Below are 20,120 nucleotides of genomic sequence, written 5' to 3' on the forward strand. Positions count from 1 at the left end.
ACCGCTTTGAATGGAAGTTCAGCGCTTGGACTGCTTCACACCCGCGCCCCGCACTTCGAGGCGGATGCTGTCCAGCACTTCGCCCTTTGCATTCACCAGTTCCACCTGATGGCGGCCGGGCCACGGCAGCCAGGCCCAGCGTGCGCCACGGGCCACTTCCTTGCCATCCATGCGCCAGCGGGCCGATGCGCTGTCGGCCACGAACTGCAGGCGCTGGCGGTCCGGTGGAATGTCCGGATCAACCGCCACGATGGTGCCGTTCGCCGGCGCCACGATGCGTGCAGCGGCGGGCACCTGTGCATCGCCCGGCTGGCGGCTCGCGGGCAGCTCGTCAACGCCGCTCGCCTGGCCGTCGAGCGCGAAGCGCTTTTGTGCGGTGCCAGCCAGAAACCACTCCTGGCGCCGCGCCTCCAGCGCAAAACCTGCGCCTGGTTGCCCCTCCGGGGCTGCGCCAAAATCCACCCATTGCGCGGTCACGCCTGCGGGTGCCTGCGGCGCGCGGCTGGGCTGGTCCCGGTGCAGAAAACCCATCACTGCCGCCCACACGGGCGCAGCACCGCTGGTGCCGCTGACCGAATGCATGGCCGCGCCGCTGGCATTGCCCACCCATACACCCACGGTGTAGCGGTCGGACCAGCCAATGGCCCAGTTGTCGCGCATGTCCTTGCTGGTACCTGTCTTGACTGCTGTCCAGCTGCGCGTACCCAGCACGCTGCTGGTGCCAAAGGTGCGCACGCGGGCATTGTTGTCGGCCAGCATGTCACCCACGATGAAGGCCGCGCCCGCATCCATCACCTGCTGGTACTGCGGTTTGGTGGCTGCAGCGGTTGTGATGGATGGAGCGACCACGCTGTAGCGTCCGCCATTGGCCAACGCGCGGTAGGCATTGGTCAGTTGCAGCAGCGGAATCTCCGGGCTGCCCAGCGCCAGGCTGTAGCCAAAATAGCTGCCCGATTCACGCATGGGCATGCCCAGGTGGTTCAGTTGGTCAAAGAAATCATCGACCCCCACCATCACCAGGGTACGCACGGCCGGCACATTCAGAGATGCGCCCAACGCCGTTCGCACCGACACCCAGCCCTTGAAGCTGCGATCGTAATTTTGCGGAATGTAGAGGCCGCTGGCAGTAGGAATACGCGCAGGCGAATCCTCGACCAGCGAGGCCGCCGTGAGTTTGTGCTCTGCAATGGCCTGCCCATACAAAAATGGCTTGAGAGTGGAGCCTGGCTGCCGGGGGGCCAGCACGGCGTCCACCTCGTCAGCCTGGCTGAGCGCGCCCGATGACCCGACCCAGGCCAGCACCTGGCCCGTGGCATTGTCCAGCACCAGGATGGCACCATCCTGCACATTGCCTGCGCGCAACTCCTGCAGGTGCTGGTTCAGCGTGTCGATCGCAAAGCGCTGCACCGGCGCACTGAGCGTGGTGCGCAGGCTCGCTACGCCTTGCAGGCGCGATGCAGCCGTTTTGGTGTTGCGCTGCTCGCGCAGCGCAATGCGGCTGAAGTGAGGCGCAATGCCATAGCTTGCCTCAAAAGCCCGCTTCTTGAGTGCCACCTCGGTGAAGAACACCACAGCGTCACAATCCACAGAACCAACGCCAGCACCGGCGCCCGCGCGCATGTCCTTGAGAACGCCGCAGGCCCGCTGCCCCACCTGCGCGGGGCGCGCGTTCGGCGCACGCACCAGCGCAGCAGCCACGGCGGCTTCACGGTCGTCCAGCCCGTGTGGTGCCTTGTCGAACAAGGTACGTGATAGCGCGTCGATGCCCACCATCTCGCCGCGAAACGGCACCAGGTTCAGGTAGGCCTCCAGAATCTGGGTCTTGCTCCAGCGCCGATCCAGCACCTGCGCCGCCACGGTCTGCCCCGCCTTCTGCACGACGCTGCGGCCCCCGCTGCTGCGGCGCCAGTCGCCATCCAGTAGGCCAGCCAGCTGCATGGTGATGGTGCTGGCTCCTCGCGTGCGCTGGTTCCACAGGTTGCCCCAGGCTGCAGCCGTCACCGCCGCCCAGTCCACGCCACTGTGTTCATAAAAGCGCCGGTCTTCGCTCAAGACCATGGCAGTGCGCAATGCAGCGGAAACCTCGGCGAGCGGCACCCAGTCGCCCCGCCGCACCGTGGCATCCGTGCGCACGCGCTGCAGCAGCTCACCCTCGCGCGACAGCACCCGGGTTTCGGACGATTTGAAATCCTGCTGGACCTCGGCAAAGCTGGGCACGGCATGCGCCAGCGGTGCGTGCACCAGCCATACCACGGCCAGCGCACGCAAGAGGTTGATCCATGGCTGCATCACTTGCCCGCTGGCACCACCGTCATCTTGGCGTTGGGCGCCATGCCAAACATCTCGGGCGCATACAAGGCCTCGATGCGGGTGGCAGGCATGGCGAACTCGCCCGTGTTGTTGACGCGGAAGCTGTACTGCAAGCTGAGCTTGCCCTGCGGCAGATAGCCGTAGTAGGCGCGGTAGGCCTCGAACGAACGTTCCTCAAAGGCCTTCCAGCCCCAGCCGGTGGATTTTTCGCCATCGGTTGCCAGTGCCGAATCGCGGCCCAGGCCGCTGCCCAGAATGGTGGCACCGCCCGGCACCGGGTCGGTGATCGCAACCCAGGTCATGTTGGCGCTGGCATTGACCTCCAAGGTCACGCGCAGCACATCGCCGCGCGTGTACTGGCCTGCAGGCAGGCTCTTGTTGGCCTGTTCCACCGGCGTGATGGTCTTGCTGATGGTGTAACCGGCAGACAGTGGCGACTTGAGCGGTATCGCCGCCTGCGACTGCACCGTCAGCCACGGCTTGCCCGTGCCCTTTTGGCGTACCTTCAAGCTTTGCTGCCCGCTGGCCCAGGGCAGATCCATGGTGTTGTTCAACCACTGTGCGATCTGCTCCGTAGGCCCCACGGCGCGCTTGCCGCCCTGGGCTTCGTTGGCCAGCAGTTCAATCGCATCCTGCGCCTTGGTAACGCGGCTCCAGTCCACCGATGCGCTCTTGCCGCCCATGCTGGCTTCGGTGGTACCCGTCACCGGCTCGGACTCATACGTGCGCGAGAAGCGTTCCAGCGCCATCGCCCCCCACAGGTTCGCGGTGGTGGTGCTCCAGGCACCGCTCTTCTGGCGGCTGATGAAGCTGCTGGCCAGGCGAGGCAGATCGTCTTTCCACGCGGGATCGCCCATGATGACGAGCAGAAAGCGCGCCAAGGTGGTATCGCCGTTTTGCATGAGCCACCACCAGTAGTCGTTGTTCTCATTGGCGAACAACACCTTGGTGCCCTGGTAGCTCAGGCGCGAGCGCAGAATCTGGTTGGCCTCTTCCATCAACTTGGTGCGGTTGGGCGCATCCTTCATGTTCTGCAGAATCGACAGCCAGTCCACCACGGCCTGCGTCGGCCAGTCGTTGGGAGCAATGTTGATGCTGGTGAGCATGCGCGGCTGAGCCTTGCCATGCAGGGCGAGCGCGCTGATGGCAGCAATCTTTCGCACGTCCAGGTCCGCGCGCGGGCTCCAGAACTTGCGCTCGATCTTGCCGTCGACGAACTTGCCCAGCGCCGCGGCCATGCGGTCCAGCGACGCGGCGGGCAACGCAAACTGTGGATCGAGCTTCTTCATCTCGAACGATGCCTGCAGCAGGTATGCAGTCAGGGTATCGCTGCCAGTATTGCTGCTGCCGGGCTGCGGCGGGAAGTAGTTGGCCAGGCCATCGCCATCCAGGTAGGTGGGCAGGCGGTCCATCGTGTCCTTCCACATTGCAGCGTCGCGCAGGCCGATGGCCTTGCTGGATTTCTGCTCCAGGCAGGCATAGGGGTAATTCACCCACCAGTCCCGCACGCCAGGCAAGCCTTCGGCCAGGCGCGGCACCAGCGACAGCTTGAGGCCACCGCGCCCTGGCAGCGCGTCCGCAGGCGCACTCACTGGCATGTCCAGGTTGCCATCAAGCTGCACCAGGGTCGCCTGCAAGGTGGTGACGGCCACTGCGGGCACCACGCGCTGGCTGACCTTGAGCGCATCTGCTGCATCGCCATTCTTGTCCTTGGCTGCAATCTCCCACAGCAGCTCGCCCTGGCGGCTTTGCGACATATCGGCAGGCGCCGTCACCGTCCACGACACCAGCTTGGCATCTCCCGCGGGAATCTCCACGATCTGCGGCTCCAGCTGCAGCAGGGTCGCCTTGGGAGTCACCACCACCTGCATGGGCTTGGAGGTGGTGTTGCGCAAGGTGACCTGCGCGTCGTATTTGTCGCCATCGCGTACCAGCGGCGGCAGGCCACTGATGATCTGCAGCTCCTGCGAAGTGCGGATCTGCGTGCTGCCGGTACCAAACAGCTCCAGCCCGCTGTCGGCCACCGCCACGATCTTGAAGCTGGTCAGCGCGTCGTTCAACGGCACGTCCACCTCGGCGCGGCCATTGGCGTCCAAGATCACATCCGGCTTCCAAAGCAGCAAGGTGTCGAGCAGTTCGCGGGTCTGCCCGCTGCCGCCGCCACCACCCGCCGCCACCGCTTTACGGCCATAGTGGCGCCTGCCGATGATTTCCATCTGCGCCGTTGAAGTCTCCACGCCCCAGGCACGCTTCTGGTACATGGCATCGAGCAGCGCCCAGCTGTCATTGCGCTTGAGCTCCAGCAGGGCCTGGTCCACCGCCGCCACAGCCACGCTCGCACCAGCCGCAGGCTTGCCATTGGGCAGCTTGGCTTCGATCGTCACCTTGGCGGTATTGCGGATGCGGTAGTTTTCCTTGTCGCTCTTGACCGTGACGGCCAACTGCCGGTCGGCAATGCCCACGCGGATTTCGGCTGCACCCAGGCGGTATGCAGGCTTGGACAGATCTACCAGCGCGGTCGGCGCCACGTATTCCTTGCCTTCGTACCAGAAGGCAGTCCACCATTCACGCGGAGATTTGAAACCCCAGGTGAAGAAGCTGTACCAGGGCACGTCGCGCAGGCGGCCACGCAGGGCCATCACGCTCACATACACATTGGGGCCCCAGCCTTCCTGAATCTTGAGGTGAACGGTCGGGTCGTCGCCACGCAAGGTCACCACCTGGCTCTGGATGATGCCTTCACGCTCCACCGTCACCAGGGCAGTCGCTTCGCGGAAGGGCATGCGCACCTGGAAGCGGGCGGTATCGCCCACCTTGTACGATTTCTTTTCAGGCAGCAGATCCATGCGGTCGTTGTCATCGCCACCAAACCACAGCTCGCCCTGCTTGGTTACCCAGACGGAGGTCGCTGCCTGCGACATGCGGCCCTTGTCGTCCAGCGCTTCTGCAATCAGCTCGACCTCGCCGTTGTCCTTGAGCTGGGTGCTGCAGTCGAGCATGCCTTTGGCGTCGCTCTTGCCACTGCATACGGTGCCCAGGTCCTGGAAGCTTTCATGGTTTTCGTAGCTGTAAAAGCCACCCACCATGCGCTTGCGGGTGGAGGTGACGATACGCGCCACCGCCTTCACCTGCAGCTTGACACCCGAGACCGGTTTGCCCGAAGGGGTGAGCGCCAGTGCCTGCAAGGACAGTTTCTTGTCCGTCGAGGCCCAGTTTTCTGCCTTGATGCCAGCCACCACGGCGGCGGGCCAGATCACGCTGCTGTGGCTGAGGGTCTGCACCTCACCGTTCGGGTCGGAGAAGCTTGCCTCCAGCAGCAGATCCTGGGGAGCCTTCGATGTCGGGATCTTTTCGATGCTGGCTGTGCCCGTGCCGTTCGCATCCAGGGTCAGCGGCAGCTTGTCGGCGATCACGCGGCGGTCAGTGCTGTAGTCATCGCTGTCGGCACCCGGCAGCCTGCGGCTGAGGTAGGGCCTGCCAAACGAGAAGCTGTCGTAATCCTCAAACCCCACATAGTGCGACTGCACTGCAGCCGAGACAGTGACAGCCTGGCGCGCGGCAGCCCCGCCCGACAGGTACGAAAGCTGTACCTGCGCGCCCAGCTTGTCCGGTTGCACGATGGGCGCAGCCATATCGGGCACCACGCTGCCCTTGAGCACCGGAAGGCGGAACTCTTCGACGCGGAACGAGCCGGTACCGATCTCTTGCGAACCCCATTTGCCTTTTCCGCCCTTGAGACTGATGTTGTACGTACCCAGCTTGGCCGACTTGGGAATCTTGAACTCGGAGTTGGCAGACAGGCTGTTGCCCGGGCGGCTCCAGTGCAGCGGCAGTTCAAACTCATCATTGCTGCCCTGGTGCGTGATCACCACGGTGCCTGGCAATTGCTCTTTGTCTACCAGGCCCAGACCGCCCATGGTCTGGGTGCGAATGATGTGCTTCATCGATACCGTCTCACCTGCGCGCAGCAAGCTGCGATCGAGCACGGTGTGGGCCACCACATCCTTGAGCGGGCTGGTATCGGTTTCCAGGTTGAAGCGCCAGCTCTCAATGCCGCGCTGCCAATCGGTCCAGACAAAGGCCATGTCGGGGTTACCGTCGACCGTGGCACGCGCACTCACAAAATAAGCGGAGCTGGTGCTGTCCTGCGATCCGAGGCATTGCACAGCGCGCTGCGTCTGCAGCTTGTCAAAGCGGGCAACACCGTCCTTGTCGGTCGTGGCCATTTCCAGGGTCTTGCCGTCGCAGGTAGATACACGCACCTGCGCGCCCGGCACGGGCTTGCCCTTGTCCAGCGAAGTCACCCAGGCCATCGCGTTTTCGCGGCCCAGCTTGAAATGCACGCCCAGATTGGTAACCAGGGCCGAGGTGCGCACATACATTACGCGCTTGGAGGCTTCGTAATCAGTATTCAGCAGCGCATCGCCCAGCATTGGCGACGCAATCTCGACCACATGAAAGCCCGTAGGCAACGGTATGCCCACTACCTCAAACGGGCGCGGATCCTTGCTGTCAGCCTTGGGCAGGGCCAGCTTCTTGCTGCCGCTCTGGCCGTCCAGCAACGAGAGCATGCGGGTTTCCACACTGTCCTTGCTGCCCTCTGGCAGGGGCTTTGGCAATGGCGTCTTTGAATCCTTGGCCGCATCGGCGCGGCTGACCGAACTCCATCCGTCATAGCGCTGCACCTTGTAGTACCAGCGGATGATGTCCGCATCGTTTTGCAGCTGCAAGGTACTGACGGTGCCTTTGTCTTCAATCGCAATATTGCTGAGATTGAGGTCTTGCTCCACATTGCGCAAGGTCACCGGCAGCATGGCCGGGCCCTTGTCGCCTTCGGCAAAGCGTTCCACCACGCCAAAGGGAGAAGCGGCAAACTTGGCAAGCGGAGGCATCAGCCCGATCTGTACCTTGAGAGGAAAGAGATTGGCATTGCTCAGCTTGCGGTCATGCACATCCTTGAAACCCGAGGGCAGCACAATGCGCAACTGATCTTTCTCAGCAAACGGAGGCGCAAAGTCGATCCGAGCGACTTCGGTGTCGTCATCGCCCTCCTCCACATCAGGTTTGAGCGTGCCCTTGGATGTTTCCAGGCGAATGTCTTTGGCCAGCTTGCGGCTGATAGGGGCGCTGAACATCATCGCCAGAGGGCGGATTGGCAGGCAGCCTGACTGCGCATTGGCGCGCTCACAGGTGAACTCTGCAGTAAATGGCGGCCGCACACGGTAGTTGAACCGGCGCTCGCGCTTTTGCAAAACCCCATTGTGGGTGCTGACCCCGGGGCCGATCACCAGGCTCATTTCCGCGCCATCGGGCAGCGCACGTTGGCATTGCAGCGCCACAAAGCGCTGCGGGTGCTGCGCCAGCTGCTGTTTGCCGAACTCATGCTCCATGAAAGTCTGCGACTGCGCAGCACTCAGCAATCTGACAGGAATACGCTCGCCAATGCCTTTGACGGCGCACCAGCTGCTGCTCTCCACCGTCTTGTCGATCACGTCACCATTGAACTGCAGGCCAAAATACTGCTGCGCATCGAGCTCCTGGTAACTGCCCGGCTCGCTGCGCACCACTGATGGGCCACCCGTACCAAAACGGTACTGGGCCGTCCCCTTGACTGGCTCGCCCGCAGCGTCCTTCAGCCCGGCCACCTTGTCCACCGTGCAGCTCACGCCGGGCGGCAGATCATCGGCCAGATCCAGCACCCACTCCTTGGGCCCCGTCCAGCGGCCGCTTGCCCTGCTGATCACCTGTTTGTTGTCACAGTCCACCTTGACCGGAGCGGTCGCACGCAGGTCGCCCATCGGCACCACCGGCGCATCGAACTTGACGACGACCTGGCGCACCCGCGCAACCTCACCCTGCGGTGACACTGCAGTGATCGTCGTGGCCTGCGCGCCAGCTGCCAGGGCCGCCCATCCCAAGCCTGCCAGCCAGTGTTGTATTCGTTGATTCACAAAGCTCTCCCCATGGATGGCGAGAGCGTACCAAACTTCACCCTGCTGACGGGCCTCTTTTCAGGTTCAACGCGGAACGCCGCCTGCGTGTTTCATTTGGCAACATATATGACGGCAATATCGTCAGCCATGAAAAAACCCCGCTGCCATTCAACAGCGGGGCGCAGAAAGCTATCAAAAGATGAGTATTACTGCGGCTTGAAGCCACTGTCATGGATGATGCGCTGCCATACGCCGGTATAGGCCTTCTCACGCGCCAGCAATTGTTCGAGCGTCATGTAACCGACAGACAAGCCCATGGCCACCAATTGCTCATGCACATCGTGTGCGGCCACGGCCTTAGCCACCGCCTGCGAGACCTCATTGACCATCTCCGCCGGGGTACCAGCGGGGGCATACATGCCGTAGTAAGGCATGTCCTCCAGGCCTTTGAGGCCCAGCTCGCCAAAGGTGGGCACATCGGGCAGCAAGGCCTGCCGCTTGCCGCCCAGCACAGCCAGCACGCGGATCTTGCCCGCCTTCTGGCTTTCGATGAAATCCTGCACCGAGCCGATGCCCGCGGGAATCTGGTTGCCCATCATGTCAGCCAGCATGGGCGCGCTGCCACGGTATGGCGCCGATACCAGATCGGTCTGGAAGCGCTTGTTGATGACCTGCACAAGGAATTCGGGCGTGGAGGCGGGCGCCGGGATGCCCACAGCACTTTTGCCGCCCTGCTTTCTGATCCACTGCAGGTACTCGTCAAACGTCTTGACGCCCAGACCCGACGGCACCGCCAGTGCATTCACAAAGCTGGCAAAACCCGCTACGGGCACGAAATCGGTGTGCGGATCAAAACCCGGGTTCCTGACGACTTGCGGCAGGATGGAGATCGTGTGGTCGTGCGTGACAAAGAAGGTGGAGCCATCGGCAGGCGAGGCCTTGAGCAGTTGCGCCGCAATCTGGCCACCTGCGCCGGGCTTGTTCTCCACCACCACCGACGTGCCCAGGCTGTCCTTCATTTTCTCGGCCAGCAGGCGGGCGATGGCATCGGTTCCGCCACCAGGCGGAAATCCCACCAGCAAACGCACCGGCTTGCCCTTGTTGTAGGCAGCAGCCCAGCTGGTCTTGGCGCACAGGCCCGCTACGGCTGCACCTGCGGCCAGCAAACGCGCAGAGAAATGGCGACGATTCAGTGTCATACAGGCTTTCGGGGCTTCAGGTTTTGCGAGTGCGGGCAGAAGTGGGGGCAGGATCGGGCGCGGTCAGCCCAGGCGTGCCTGATGCTTGGCCAGTTGGGCTCGCACCTGCACAGGCGCGGTACCGCCCAGCGTATTGCGTGCATTCAGCGAACCTTCCAGGCTCAGGGCGTCGAACACGTCGGCCTCGATATTGGGGTTGAAGGCCTGCAACTCGGCCAGCGGCAGTTCGGTCAGATCCACGCCCTTTTGCGTGGCCAGCTTGACAGCGTGGGCCACGGTCTCGTGCGCGTCGCGGAAAGGCAGGCCTTTCTTGACCAGGTAATCGGCCAGGTCGGTGGCCGTGGCATAGCCCTTGAGCGCTGCAGCGCGCATGTTGCCTGCATTGACCGTGATGCCGCCTTCCTTGGCTCCCGTGGCCGGGTTTACCTGGCCGCCGATCATCTCCGCAAAGATACGCAGCGTGTCCTTCAAGGTGTCCACGGTGTCGAACAGCGGCTCCTTGTCTTCCTGGTTGTCCTTGTTGTAGGCCAGGGGCTGGCCTTTCATGAGGGTGATCAGGCCCATCAGGTGGCCTACCACGCGGCCGGTCTTGCCGCGCGCCAGCTCAGGCACGTCGGGGTTCTTCTTCTGGGGCATGATCGAAGAGCCGGTGGTGAAGCGGTCGGCAATGCGAATGAAGCCGAAGTTCTGGCTCATCCAGATGATCAGCTCTTCGGACAGGCGGGAGATGTGCACCATGCACAGGCTGGCCGCAGCAGTGAATTCGATGGCGAAGTCACGGTCGCTCACGCCGTCCAGACTGTTCTGGCTCACGCCTTCCATGCCCAGCGTGCGTGCCACGCGCTCGCGGTCCAGCGGGTAGGTGGTGCCGGCAAGGGCCGCGCTGCCCAAAGGCAGCACGTTCACGCGCTTGCGCACGTCCAGCATGCGTTCCGCATCGCGCTTGAACATTTCCACATAGGCGAGCAAATGGTGGGCAAAGCTCACGGGCTGCGCCACCTGCAGGTGGGTGAAGCCAGGCAGGATCACATCGACGTTCTTGCCCGCCACTTCGACCAGCGAGCGCTGCAACTCCACCAGCAGGCCTTCGATCAGATCGATCTCGCCACGCAGCCACAGGCGCACATCGGTAGCCACCTGGTCGTTGCGGCTGCGGCCGGTGTGCAGGCGCTTGCCAGCGTCGCCCACCAGCTGGGTCAGGCGCGCTTCGATGTTCAGGTGAACGTCTTCCAGATCCAGCTTCCAGTCGAAGCTGCCAGCCTCGATTTCGGCGGTGATCTGGGCCATGCCCTTCTGGATGGCCGCAAAATCTTCCGCCGCAATGATCTTCTGGGCCGAAAGCATTTCGGCGTGCGCCAGGCTGCCCTGGATATCCGCCTGCCACATGCGCTTGTCGAAGAACACGCTGGAGGTGTAACGCTTGACCAGATCGCTCATGGGTTCGGAGAACAGTGCCGACCAGGCTTCTGCCTTGGTGTCGAGCTGGTTGTGCGAAGAAGACGAAGCTTGTGGTGTAGACATGGAGTTCGCGATATTCCGGTTAAGCTGCCAGCTGTGCCGCCCTGCGGCACAGACCCAACACGACCCACGCACACGGGAGAGGGGCGCCTTGCGTATGCTCCCGTTCGCGTCAGTCCTGCCAAAAACACTGCACCCGGCTGCGCCAAAAGCCCCGGGAGCAAAACCTTTTGATTCTATAGAGTCTGCCCCACCATGCCACCATCATCAACTACTACCGCTGCCCGTGATGTGATCGTTGGCACGGCCTATGTGTTTGATGCATGCACGGCCAGCGTGATCGGCCGTACCGTGTTGCTGGTGGAAATACTGGCTGCCCTTGCCGTAGGCTTTGTGTCAGCCAGCATGAGTGAATGGTTTTTCCAGCTGGCACTGGTCACCGCAGTGACTCTGCCCACCTGCCTGCTGTGGTTGCTGGTGGCGTGTCATCAGAAAAAGCTGCTGCAGCGCTGCAGCACTGGCGTGCAATACCTGGTTGGCGCGGCCTGGGGTGCGCTGTGCGGGCTGGCCGCGGCTGTGCTCTACCAATGGGCGACGGTGGCGCCACGCATGCCGTGGTTGACCAGTGCAGCAGCAGGCGGTTTCATTGCTGCCATGGTGGTGGTGGGCCTGCAGTGGCGAGCCCAGGGCCGAACGCCAGCGGCCACCACGGCGCGCCTGGCCGAACTGCAGGCGCGCATCCGTCCGCACTTCCTGTTCAATGCACTCAACAGTGCCATATCGCTGGTGCAAGACCATCCGCACAAGGCCGAATCCATGCTCGAAGACCTGAGCGACCTGTTCCGCCACGCGCTGACCGAGCAGCGCGAAGCCTCGACGTTGGCCGAGGAAGTGCAGTTGGCGCAACGCTATCTGTCCATCGAGCAGGTCCGCTTTGACGACCGCATGGAGGTGCAATGGAACCTGGATTCGCGCACCGATGCCGCCACCGTGCCGCCCCTGTTTCTGCAGCCGCTCGTCGAAAACGCCGTCAAGCATGGTGTCGAGCCCAGCCATGGCAATGGACGCATCCGAATCACCACGCGCAGGCGCGGCAACCGGGTGCATGTGCAGATCATCAACACCATGCCGCGCCCATTTGCGGCCCCACTGCCGGAGCGCCGCCCGGGCACAGGAACTGCGATTTCCAATGTGAAAAAGCGCCTGCGGCTGTTGTATGACCTGGAGTGTGACTTTCAAGCCACGGCCAAGGACGGCATCTATACCGTGCATATCAGTTTTCCAGCGTAAACAAGTTATGAGCGGCGTCAAACAATCGCCCACCGGCATTGGCAGTGCCGTTCAGTCCGCATAGCATGTCGCCCATGCGAATTCTGATTGTTGATGACGAGGCTCTGGCGCGAAACCGGATGCGGCGCCTGCTTGTAGAGCGCTTCCCTGCCCCGTCTGCCATCCACGAAGCTACCAATGCGGCCGAAGCCTTGCGCGCTATTGACAGCGCCGCCAGCATGGGGCTGCCGTTTGATGTGGCCTTGCTTGATATCCATATGCCCGGCCAGAGCGGAATGGAGCTGGCCCAAGCCCTGCAATCCCAGCCCCATGCCCCGGCCGTGGTATTTGTGACCGCGCACGCCGAGCATGCGCTCTCGGCATTTGAAGTCAGTGCCGCCGACTATCTGACCAAGCCCGTACGCCGCGAGCGGCTCAATGCCGCGCTACAGAAAGTAGAGCTTCTGGCCCAAGCCAAATCAGCACAAATCATCAAAAACACCAAGGAAACCAGCGAGCCCGAGGCAGAAGCAGATGAAACACTGCTGATCACCAACCGTGGCAACACCGAGCGCGTGCGCCTGGCGGAGGTGGTGTATTTCAAATCAGAATTCAAGTACGTCACCGTGCGCACTTCGGCCCATGAATACCTGTGGTCGGGCAGCCTCAACGAGCTGGAAGAGCGCTATGCCGACCGCTACCTGCGGGTTCACCGCAACGCGCTGGTGGTGCCGGGTGCAATTCGCAGCCTGGAGAAAACGAGCGATCCGCACGATGTGGATGGCTGGCAACTGCGCCTCTTTGGCATCAACGATGTGCTGCGCGTCTCGCGCCGCCAACTGCCGCAGGTGCGCGCCCTGCTGGCCAAGGGCCGCTGACATTCAAGTGCGGCAGGCACGATAGCCCCCTCCCCGGCAACATCTGCACTGCTGGGCGACAATACCGGCAACCATCCCCCTTGCGCACGCACCACTGGTGCGTGTTTCGTTTGTGCATCGCAGCATGCCGTAACAGTGCGAAAGCGGGCGCAGGTGTGGATGCCGCGTTTTGAGGGCTGATGCAGGCAGAAATGCGAAAGCCGCATGCCAGCGATCCACCGGAGCGATCTCCGGCACCGGCTTGATGCGCGCCAGCCGTATTTTCATTTGTGCCATGCAACCTACTTCGACAGACGGCAATCGCGCTTCAACCGCATCCTCTCCTCCCGCAGCCCCTGGCCCGTTGCATTTGGCGCCAGCCACCAATATCCCGCGTGGGGTGGCCTACGCTGCCGTGGCCGGTGCGTGCTGGGGCTCGATGCTGCTGGTGCCCGCGCTGCTGCCGGACTTCAATCCGCTGGCCATTACCAGCGCTCGCTTCATGCTCTACGGGCTGATGTCGATCTTCATTCTGGCGCCGCTGGTGCGCAAGCTGGCGCCCCGCGTCACCCGCGCCGACCTGGGGGCGCTGATGTACCTGGGCCTGACGGGCAGCATTCTCTATCTGGTGCTGATGGCCACCGGTGTGCAGTGGGCGGGCATGGCGATTACCACCCTCATCATCGGCATGGTGCCACTTGCCATGCCCATCATGAACCGCAAGCAGGCAGGCGCGCTGCCTTTGCGCCGCCTGCTGGGCCCCATGCTGACGGTGTGCGCCGGCATTGTGCTGATCAATGCCCATGAGCTGCTGACCGCAGAGGAGGCCGCGCGCCCGGTCTGGCGCGTGCTCGGCGGTGTGGCGGCAGCGTTTGCCGCACTCGTCATCTGGTCTCACTACGCCATCCGCAATGCGCATTACCTGCAATCGGGCCGCTTTACGGCACTGGAATGGTCGTCGATGAGCGGCGTGGCCGTCGGCATCTGGAGCGTGCTGCTGTGGCCGCTGGCGCTGTGGTGGCAAGCCCGCAGCGGCCAGCAGCTGGACGCCGGACGCTGGCAAATGTTCTGGCTGGTGAACCTGGCGGTCTCCATCCTCGCATCGCTGTTTGGCAACTGGATGTGGAACGCCGCCACGCGCCTGCTGCCTATCTCACTGTCGGGCCAGATGATCGTGTTCGAAACGCTGTTTGCACTCTCTTACAGCTTTATCTACCTGCAACGCGGCCCCAACTGGCAGGAGCTGACCGCTGCGGCGCTGATGATTGGCGGCGTCTGCTGGGCCGTGCAGCGCCACCAGCCGGAGAATCATTGAATTGTCGGTCTCCGTGGGTTGATGGCCAAGCGCCAGCCGCTATCAAAATAAAAGCAAAAAGGCCTGCTGCATTGCGCAACAGGCCTTTGCTGATTCAGCTTTCGCCGCAATGCGAAAGCTCCTTCAGTGCGCGTGCCCTTGATGTTCGTCGTGCGCTTCATGCTGCTCCGTGTGATCGTGGCCAGTATGGCCGTGCGAGCCATGGGCCCAGGTACTCACGGCGCTGACCACCACCATCCCTACAGCCAGCCAGGCTACCTGCTGCACGGTCTGCCTGGCCGTCAACTGGCGCTGCAGTTGCGGGATCAGATCCGCCAGCGCCACGTAGATGAAGCTGCTCGATGCGATGGCCAGAAAGTACGGCAGAAAGCCGTCCAGCGAGCTGACCAGAAAGTAGCCCACCACGCCGCCCAGCGCCGTCACCGCCCCGGCCAGCGACAGCTTGAGCAAAGCCACCCCGCGTTGGCTGCGATTGTCATTGCCGGCCAGAACCACCAGATCGCCCATGTGGTGTGGCACCTCATGCGCCAGCACCGAGATGGCTGCCACGATGCCCAGACGCATATCAGCCATGAATGCCGAGGCGATCAGGATGCCGTCGCCGAAACAATGCACGCTGTCCCCCGTCAGCAGCGACCAGCCGCCCGCCGTGTTGTGGTGGTGTGCATGGCTGTGGCCATGCGGCGCCGCAGCATGGGCGTGATCGTGGTGAGCTTCGTCGTGGCTGTGGCCTCGCTCTTGGGGCGGCGCATGGCGGTGTTCATGGCCATGGTGCCAGAGCTCGGCCTTGTCCAGCAAAAAGAAGAAGACCAGCCCCAGCAGCAAGGTCACAAACAGCGCCTTGGGGTTGATCTGGCTCTCGAACGCCTCGGGCAGCAAATGCACAAAGGCCGTTGCCAGCAATGCGCCCGCGGCCAGACTGAGCAGATGCTGCGCGCCAAAACGGCTGTCTTCGCGGCCGATGCCACTGCGCATCAATGCGGCTGCTATCCATACGCTGCCCAGGCCTGCGGCAAGCGTCGCAAGCACGATTGCTATCAAAGTCATTGCAAACTATCCAATAAATAAAAGCGCGAATGGCAAAAACTACCGCCAAACCCATTTTTGAAGCTGCAAATGGTAGCACCTTATTGCGACTCTGTTGCAATAATAAAAATAACCCTGGCAGAAAAAGGCAAGGCTGCGCGGACTACCTTGCCGGGACGCTTCCCGCTTCCATCTGGAGGAAAAAAGTCCTGTACGGGATACCCGGCAGCCGGTGCCGATACTTGACGCCAGAAGTACCAGGGCCAACCTGCAGAATCGGCCCGGGTGCAACCAGGCACCCGGCCACTACCCATCAGTGGGCTTTTTCCCAGTTCGGCCCAAAGCCGATTTCAGCCAGCAAGGGCACCTTCAGCTCGGCCACACCGGCCATGAGGGCCGGAATCTCGGCCTTGACCCAGTCCTGCTCCGCAGCAGGCAGCTCGAAGACCAGTTCGTCATGCACCTGCATGATGACCAGGACACCGGGCTTTTCCGCGTCGAGCTTGGCCTGCACCGCCACCATGGCCTTCTTGATCAGATCAGCTGCCGTGCCCTGCATGGGAGCATTGATGGCGGCACGCTCGGCCGCTTTCTTGCGCGGGCCGTTGCCGCCGTTGATCTCGGGCAGCACCAGGCGGCGTCCGAACACGGTTTCCACATAGCCCTGCGCATGCGCCAGCTCCACAGTCTGGTCCATGTAGCGCTTCACGCCGGGGTAGCGCTGGAAGTACTTGTCGATGTAGGCGGCTGCCGCCTTGGTTTCGATGCCCAGGTTCTTGGCAAGACCAAAGCTGCTCATGCCATAGATCAGCCCGAAGTTGATGACCTTGGCGTAGCGGCGCTGCTCGCTGCTGACCTGATCGACCGGCACGCCAAACACCTCGGACGCGGTGGCCCGGTGCACGTCAAGCCCGTCGCGGAATGCATTGAGCAAGGCCTCGTCACCCGAGAGGTGGGCCATGATGCGCAGCTCGATCTGCGAATAGTCGGCACTGGCAATGAGCTTGCCCTCGGGCGCAACAAAGGCTTCGCGGATGCGGCGCCCCTCGGGAGTGCGCACCGGAATGTTCTGCAGGTTCGGGTCGTTGCTGGACAGGCGCCCCGTCACCGCCACGGCCTGCGCATAGTGGGTGTGCACCCGGCCGTCGCTTGGCAAGGCCATCTGGGCCAGCTTGTCGGTATAGGTGCCCTTGAGCTTGGAGAGTGAGCGGTGCTCCAGGATCTTGGCAGGCAGCGGATAGTCTTCGGCCAGCTTTTCCAGCACTTCTTCGTCGGTGCTGCGCGCGCCGGTGGCGGTTTTCTTGACCACGGGCAAGCCCAGCTTGTCAAAAAAGATCTCGCCCAACTGCTTGGGGCTGCTCAGGTTGAACTGCTGGCCAGCGATGTCGTAGGCCTCACTCTCCAGTTGCAGAATGCGCGTACCCAGCTCGTTGCTCTGGCGTGCCAGCTCGCCCGCGTCAATGCTCACGCCATTGCGCTCGATGCGGAACAGCGCTTCGCTGGTCTGCATCTCCAATTCGTAGATGTGCAGCAGACCAGCATTGGCCTGGATGCGCGGCCACAGCACCTCATGCACGTTCAAGGTCTGGTCGGAATCCTCGCAGCTGTATGCGGCCGCCTTGTCGACTGCCACCTGGGCAAAGGGAATCTGGCTCTTGCCCTTGCCGCACAGGTCTTCGTAGCTGATGCCGGTGCGCCCAGTGTGGCGCAGTGCAAGGCTGGTCAGATTGTGGGGGCGGTCCGCCTCCAGCACGTAGCTTTGCAGCATGGTGTCGTGGGCATAGCCGCGCACCGTGATGCCGTGGTTGGCAAACACATGCTGGTCGTATTTGACGTGCTGGCCCAGCTTCTTCCTGCTGGCATCCTCCAGCCAAGGCTTGAGTTTGGTCAATACCGCATCCAACGGCAACTGCTCGGGCACGTCCAGCCCTTCGTGGCGCAGCGGAATATAGGCGGCCTCGCCAATGGCGACGCTGAAGCTGATGCCCACGATACGCGCCACCATTTCATCCAGCGAATCGGTTTCGGTATCGATTGCCGTCAGCTCAGCGGCCTGAATCTTGGCGATCCAGGCATCGAGCTCCGCCTCGGTCAGGATGGTGTGGTAGACCACATCACGCTGCTGGGCGTTGATGGCGATCTCGGTGGTTTCGGCATCGTTGGCATCAAAGAGGCCGCCCTGCGCGCCCTCCACCCGTGGCGAAGACGCGCCAGTGGCCACCGCACCGAGCGCGCGCGCCAGGCCCTTGAAACCGTATTTTTCGTAGAAAGGCGCAAGCCCTGCACTGTCTGGCTCCGTGAGCGTGATGCCATCGAGTTGCGGCAAACCCACAATGTGCCCGGCCAGATCGCAATCGGTCTTCATGGTCACCAACTGGCGGCTCAGTGCCAACTGGCCCGAGGCGATGGCATCTCGCAGGTTCTGGCCCGCAACGCCCTTGATGCTGGCGGCATTGGCAATGAGGTTGTCCAGCGAACCATGCTCTTCCAGCCACTTGGCAGCCGTTTTAGGGCCGACCTTGGCCACGCCAGGCACGTTGTCCACCGCATCGCCCACCAGCGCCTGGTAGTCGATCATCAGCGACGGAGGCACCCCGAATTCTGCGGTCACGCCTGCCACGTCGCGCTTTTTGCCGTTCATCGTGTCGATGATGGTGACATGCGCGTTCACCAGCTGGCTCAAATCCTTGTCGCCGCTGGAGACGATCACCTGGATACCTTGTGCGGCTGCGGTGCTCGCCAGCGTGGCGATCACGTCGTCAGCTTCCACGCCCGGCACGGCCACCACTTTCCAGCCCAGCAGTTTCACCACTTCGTGAATCGGCTCGATCTGGCTGCGCAGATCGTCCGGCATCGGCGAACGCGTGGCCTTGTACTCGGTATACAGATGATCACGAAAGGTCGGGCCGCTCGTGTCGAACACGCAGACGGCATAGTCCGCCTGCACATCCTTGCGCAAAGCCTGCATCATGTTGACCATGCCACGAATGGCGCCCGTTGCGGGGCTGGCAGGGTCGCCGGGCACGGCGCGCAGATCGGGCATGGCGTGGTAGGCACGGTACAGATAGCTGGAACCGTCCACCAGCACTAAAGTAGGAGGATTACTCATATTGACATTGTGCCCGCTACGCAAAGGCCGGGTGACAAATTACAATCCTGTCATGCGCGCTATATCCACTTCTTTGATCGCCTCTGCACTGGCCCTGGTGCTGGCAACGACCCACGCCCAGACACCGCCTCCTGCTCAAGAGCCCGCACCTGCGGCCGCCAGCCAGAGCGAGTCCGGGAAAAAGCCCGAAGCCAACGACAAGTACAACCAGAAGGCCGAATACATCCACGTCGAAGACGCTGGCAGCCGCATTGACGAAGTGCGTATTGGCGGCCAGACGCAGAGCATCCATGTGCAGCCCAAGGTAGGCAATATGCCGGGCTACGAGGTCAAGCCCACGGATGGCGCCCGCAGCCGCCCCGATGGCTTTGGCGATACACAAAGCAAAAAGCGCGTCTGGAACATCGGCAATTTCTGAGTGCCGCACTGCATCAAATCAGGCACCTGACCCAGACTTGCGATAATCAGCCCCTTGTGACTTGCCGCCCCTGGCGGCAAGCAGCACAGCCAGCCAGGCAACGGCGCCGGCTGGCTTTGTTTTTGTTGTGCTCCCCTTCATCGCCTTCTCACCGACCTCGACATGGCTGTTTTCACCGAAGTATCCGACAAGGCTGCCAAAGCCCTGCTCAAGCGCGTCCCCTTGGGCGATTTCGTGTCGCTGCGCGGCATTGAAGGCGGCATTGAAAACACCAATTACTTCCTGACCACCAGCGAAGGCGAGTACGTGCTGACACTGTTCGAGCGCCTGCGCGCCGACCAGTTGCCGTTCTACCTGTACCTGATGAAGCACCTGGCGCAAGCCGGTATTCCGGTGCCCGATCCACAGGCCGAAAGCAAGACCGGCGACATTCTGCTGCAGGTGGAAGGCAAGCCCGCAGCCATCGTCAACAAGCTGCGTGGCAAGAGCCAGCTGGCGCCCCAGGTGGCGCACTGCCAATCGCTGGGCGGCATGCTCGCCCGCATGCATCTGGCGGGACAGGATTTTCCGCGACAGCAGCCCAATCTGCGTGGCCTGCCGTGGTGGAACGAAACCGTGCCGGTGGTACTGCCGCACCTGGAGCAACCCGCCGCCGAACTGCTCACGAGCGAGCTGGCCTACCAGAACCACATTGCCGCCTCGTCCGCCTACACGGCGCTGCCGCGTGGCCCGGTGCATGCCGATCTCTTCCGCGACAACGCCATGTTTGACGGCGACGAGATGACAGGTATCTTCGATTTCTACTTCGCTGGTGTCGACACCTTGCTGTTCGACATTGCCGTTGTCATGAACGACTGGTGTATCGACCTTGCCACGGGCGTCATCGACCAGGCGCGCGCGGACGCCCTGCTGGCCGCCTACCAGGCGGTGCGCCCCTTTACTGCGCCCGAGCGCCAACTGCTGCCAGCCATGCTGCGGGCCGGCGCCTTGCGCTTCTGGATTTCACGCCTGTGGGATTTCTACCTCCCCCGCGAGGCCTCGATGCTCAAGCCCCACGACCCCACGCACTTCGAGCGCGTGCTGCGTGCCCGTCTGGCCTCGCCATTCGTGCTGAACACGCCAGCCGCCATAAAATGATGGCTGGCAGCGCTATGCGACATTGAATTCCAAATAAATACATCATCAAGATTCAGCAGCGCCGGGCGCCATCCGCTCTCTTTTTGATA

General features: G+C 62.6%; 11 protein-coding genes. 5 read left to right on the top strand and 6 right to left on the bottom strand.

All coding sequences use genetic code 11. The annotated features are described in order from the left end of the window. Positions 1-18: 18 nt before the first annotated feature. The 4 genes from pbpC to argH all read right to left on the bottom strand — a co-directional run bounded on the left by pbpC (position 19) and on the right by argH (position 10,963). Positions 19-2,289: a penicillin-binding protein 1C gene (gene pbpC, locus HNP33_RS09365; protein ID WP_184707642.1), complete on the bottom strand. Its 2,271-nt coding sequence runs from the start codon at positions 2,287-2,289 to the stop codon at positions 19-21. Next, positions 2,289-8,261 carry an MG2 domain-containing protein gene (locus tag HNP33_RS09370; RefSeq protein WP_184707644.1) on the bottom strand — a complete coding sequence of 1,991 codons (5,973 nt, stop codon included), beginning with the start codon at positions 8,259-8,261 and terminating at the stop codon, positions 2,289-2,291. Before HNP33_RS09370 ends, pbpC begins: the two co-directional genes overlap by 1 nt. A 188-nt stretch (positions 8,262-8,449) precedes the next feature. Beyond that, on the bottom strand, positions 8,450-9,442 hold the full coding sequence (locus HNP33_RS09375) for a Bug family tripartite tricarboxylate transporter substrate binding protein (RefSeq protein ID WP_184707646.1): 993 nt from the start codon (positions 9,440-9,442) through the stop codon (positions 8,450-8,452). Between the two features lie 63 nt (positions 9,443-9,505). Then, positions 9,506-10,963 (bottom strand): argininosuccinate lyase, encoded by a 1,458-nt coding sequence (gene argH, locus HNP33_RS09380; RefSeq protein WP_184707648.1) that lies wholly within the window; start codon positions 10,961-10,963, stop codon positions 9,506-9,508. A gap of 192 nt (positions 10,964-11,155) precedes the next feature. Here argH and HNP33_RS09385 point away from each other — a divergent pair, with 192 nt between their 5' ends. The 3 genes from HNP33_RS09385 to HNP33_RS09395 all read left to right on the top strand — a co-directional run bounded on the left by HNP33_RS09385 (position 11,156) and on the right by HNP33_RS09395 (position 14,341). Beyond that, a complete protein-coding gene (locus tag HNP33_RS09385) occupies positions 11,156-12,190 on the top strand; it encodes a sensor histidine kinase (RefSeq protein ID WP_184707650.1) in 1,035 nt (344 codons plus the stop codon). 74 nt (positions 12,191-12,264) lie between these two features. Continuing rightward, positions 12,265-13,047: a LytR/AlgR family response regulator transcription factor gene (locus tag HNP33_RS09390; protein ID WP_184707652.1), complete on the top strand. Its 783-nt coding sequence runs from the start codon at positions 12,265-12,267 to the stop codon at positions 13,045-13,047. A 274-nt stretch (positions 13,048-13,321) separates the two neighbouring features. Further along, entirely contained in the window at positions 13,322-14,341 is a 1,020-nt protein-coding gene (locus HNP33_RS09395; protein WP_184707654.1) for a DMT family transporter, read from the top strand. 123 nt (positions 14,342-14,464) lie between these two features. On the opposite strand, the gene HNP33_RS09400 is transcribed toward HNP33_RS09395, so the two are convergent. Together HNP33_RS09400 and polA are read right to left on the bottom strand one after the other, a co-directional pair. Continuing rightward, entirely contained in the window at positions 14,465-15,388 is a 924-nt protein-coding gene (locus HNP33_RS09400) for a ZIP family metal transporter (protein ID WP_184707656.1), read from the bottom strand. 292 nt (positions 15,389-15,680) lie between these two features. Beyond that, complete coding sequence (polA, locus tag HNP33_RS09405; RefSeq protein ID WP_184707658.1) at positions 15,681-18,476, bottom strand: DNA polymerase I; 2,796 nt, start codon at positions 18,474-18,476, stop codon at positions 15,681-15,683. 52 nt (positions 18,477-18,528) lie between these two features. On the opposite strand from polA, the gene HNP33_RS09410 reads away from it, so the two are divergent. Further along, positions 18,529-18,894: a hypothetical protein gene (locus HNP33_RS09410; RefSeq protein ID WP_184707660.1), complete on the top strand. Its 366-nt coding sequence runs from the start codon at positions 18,529-18,531 to the stop codon at positions 18,892-18,894. Between the two features lie 162 nt (positions 18,895-19,056). After that, complete coding sequence (locus tag HNP33_RS09415; RefSeq protein ID WP_184707662.1) at positions 19,057-20,031, top strand: homoserine kinase; 975 nt, start codon at positions 19,057-19,059, stop codon at positions 20,029-20,031. The last annotated feature ends 89 nt before the right edge of the window (positions 20,032-20,120 follow it).

The sequence above is a fragment of the Comamonas odontotermitis genome (assembly GCF_014207855.1).
In the GTDB taxonomy this organism is placed as follows: Bacteria; Pseudomonadota; Gammaproteobacteria; order Burkholderiales; family Burkholderiaceae_C; genus Comamonas; species Comamonas odontotermitis_A.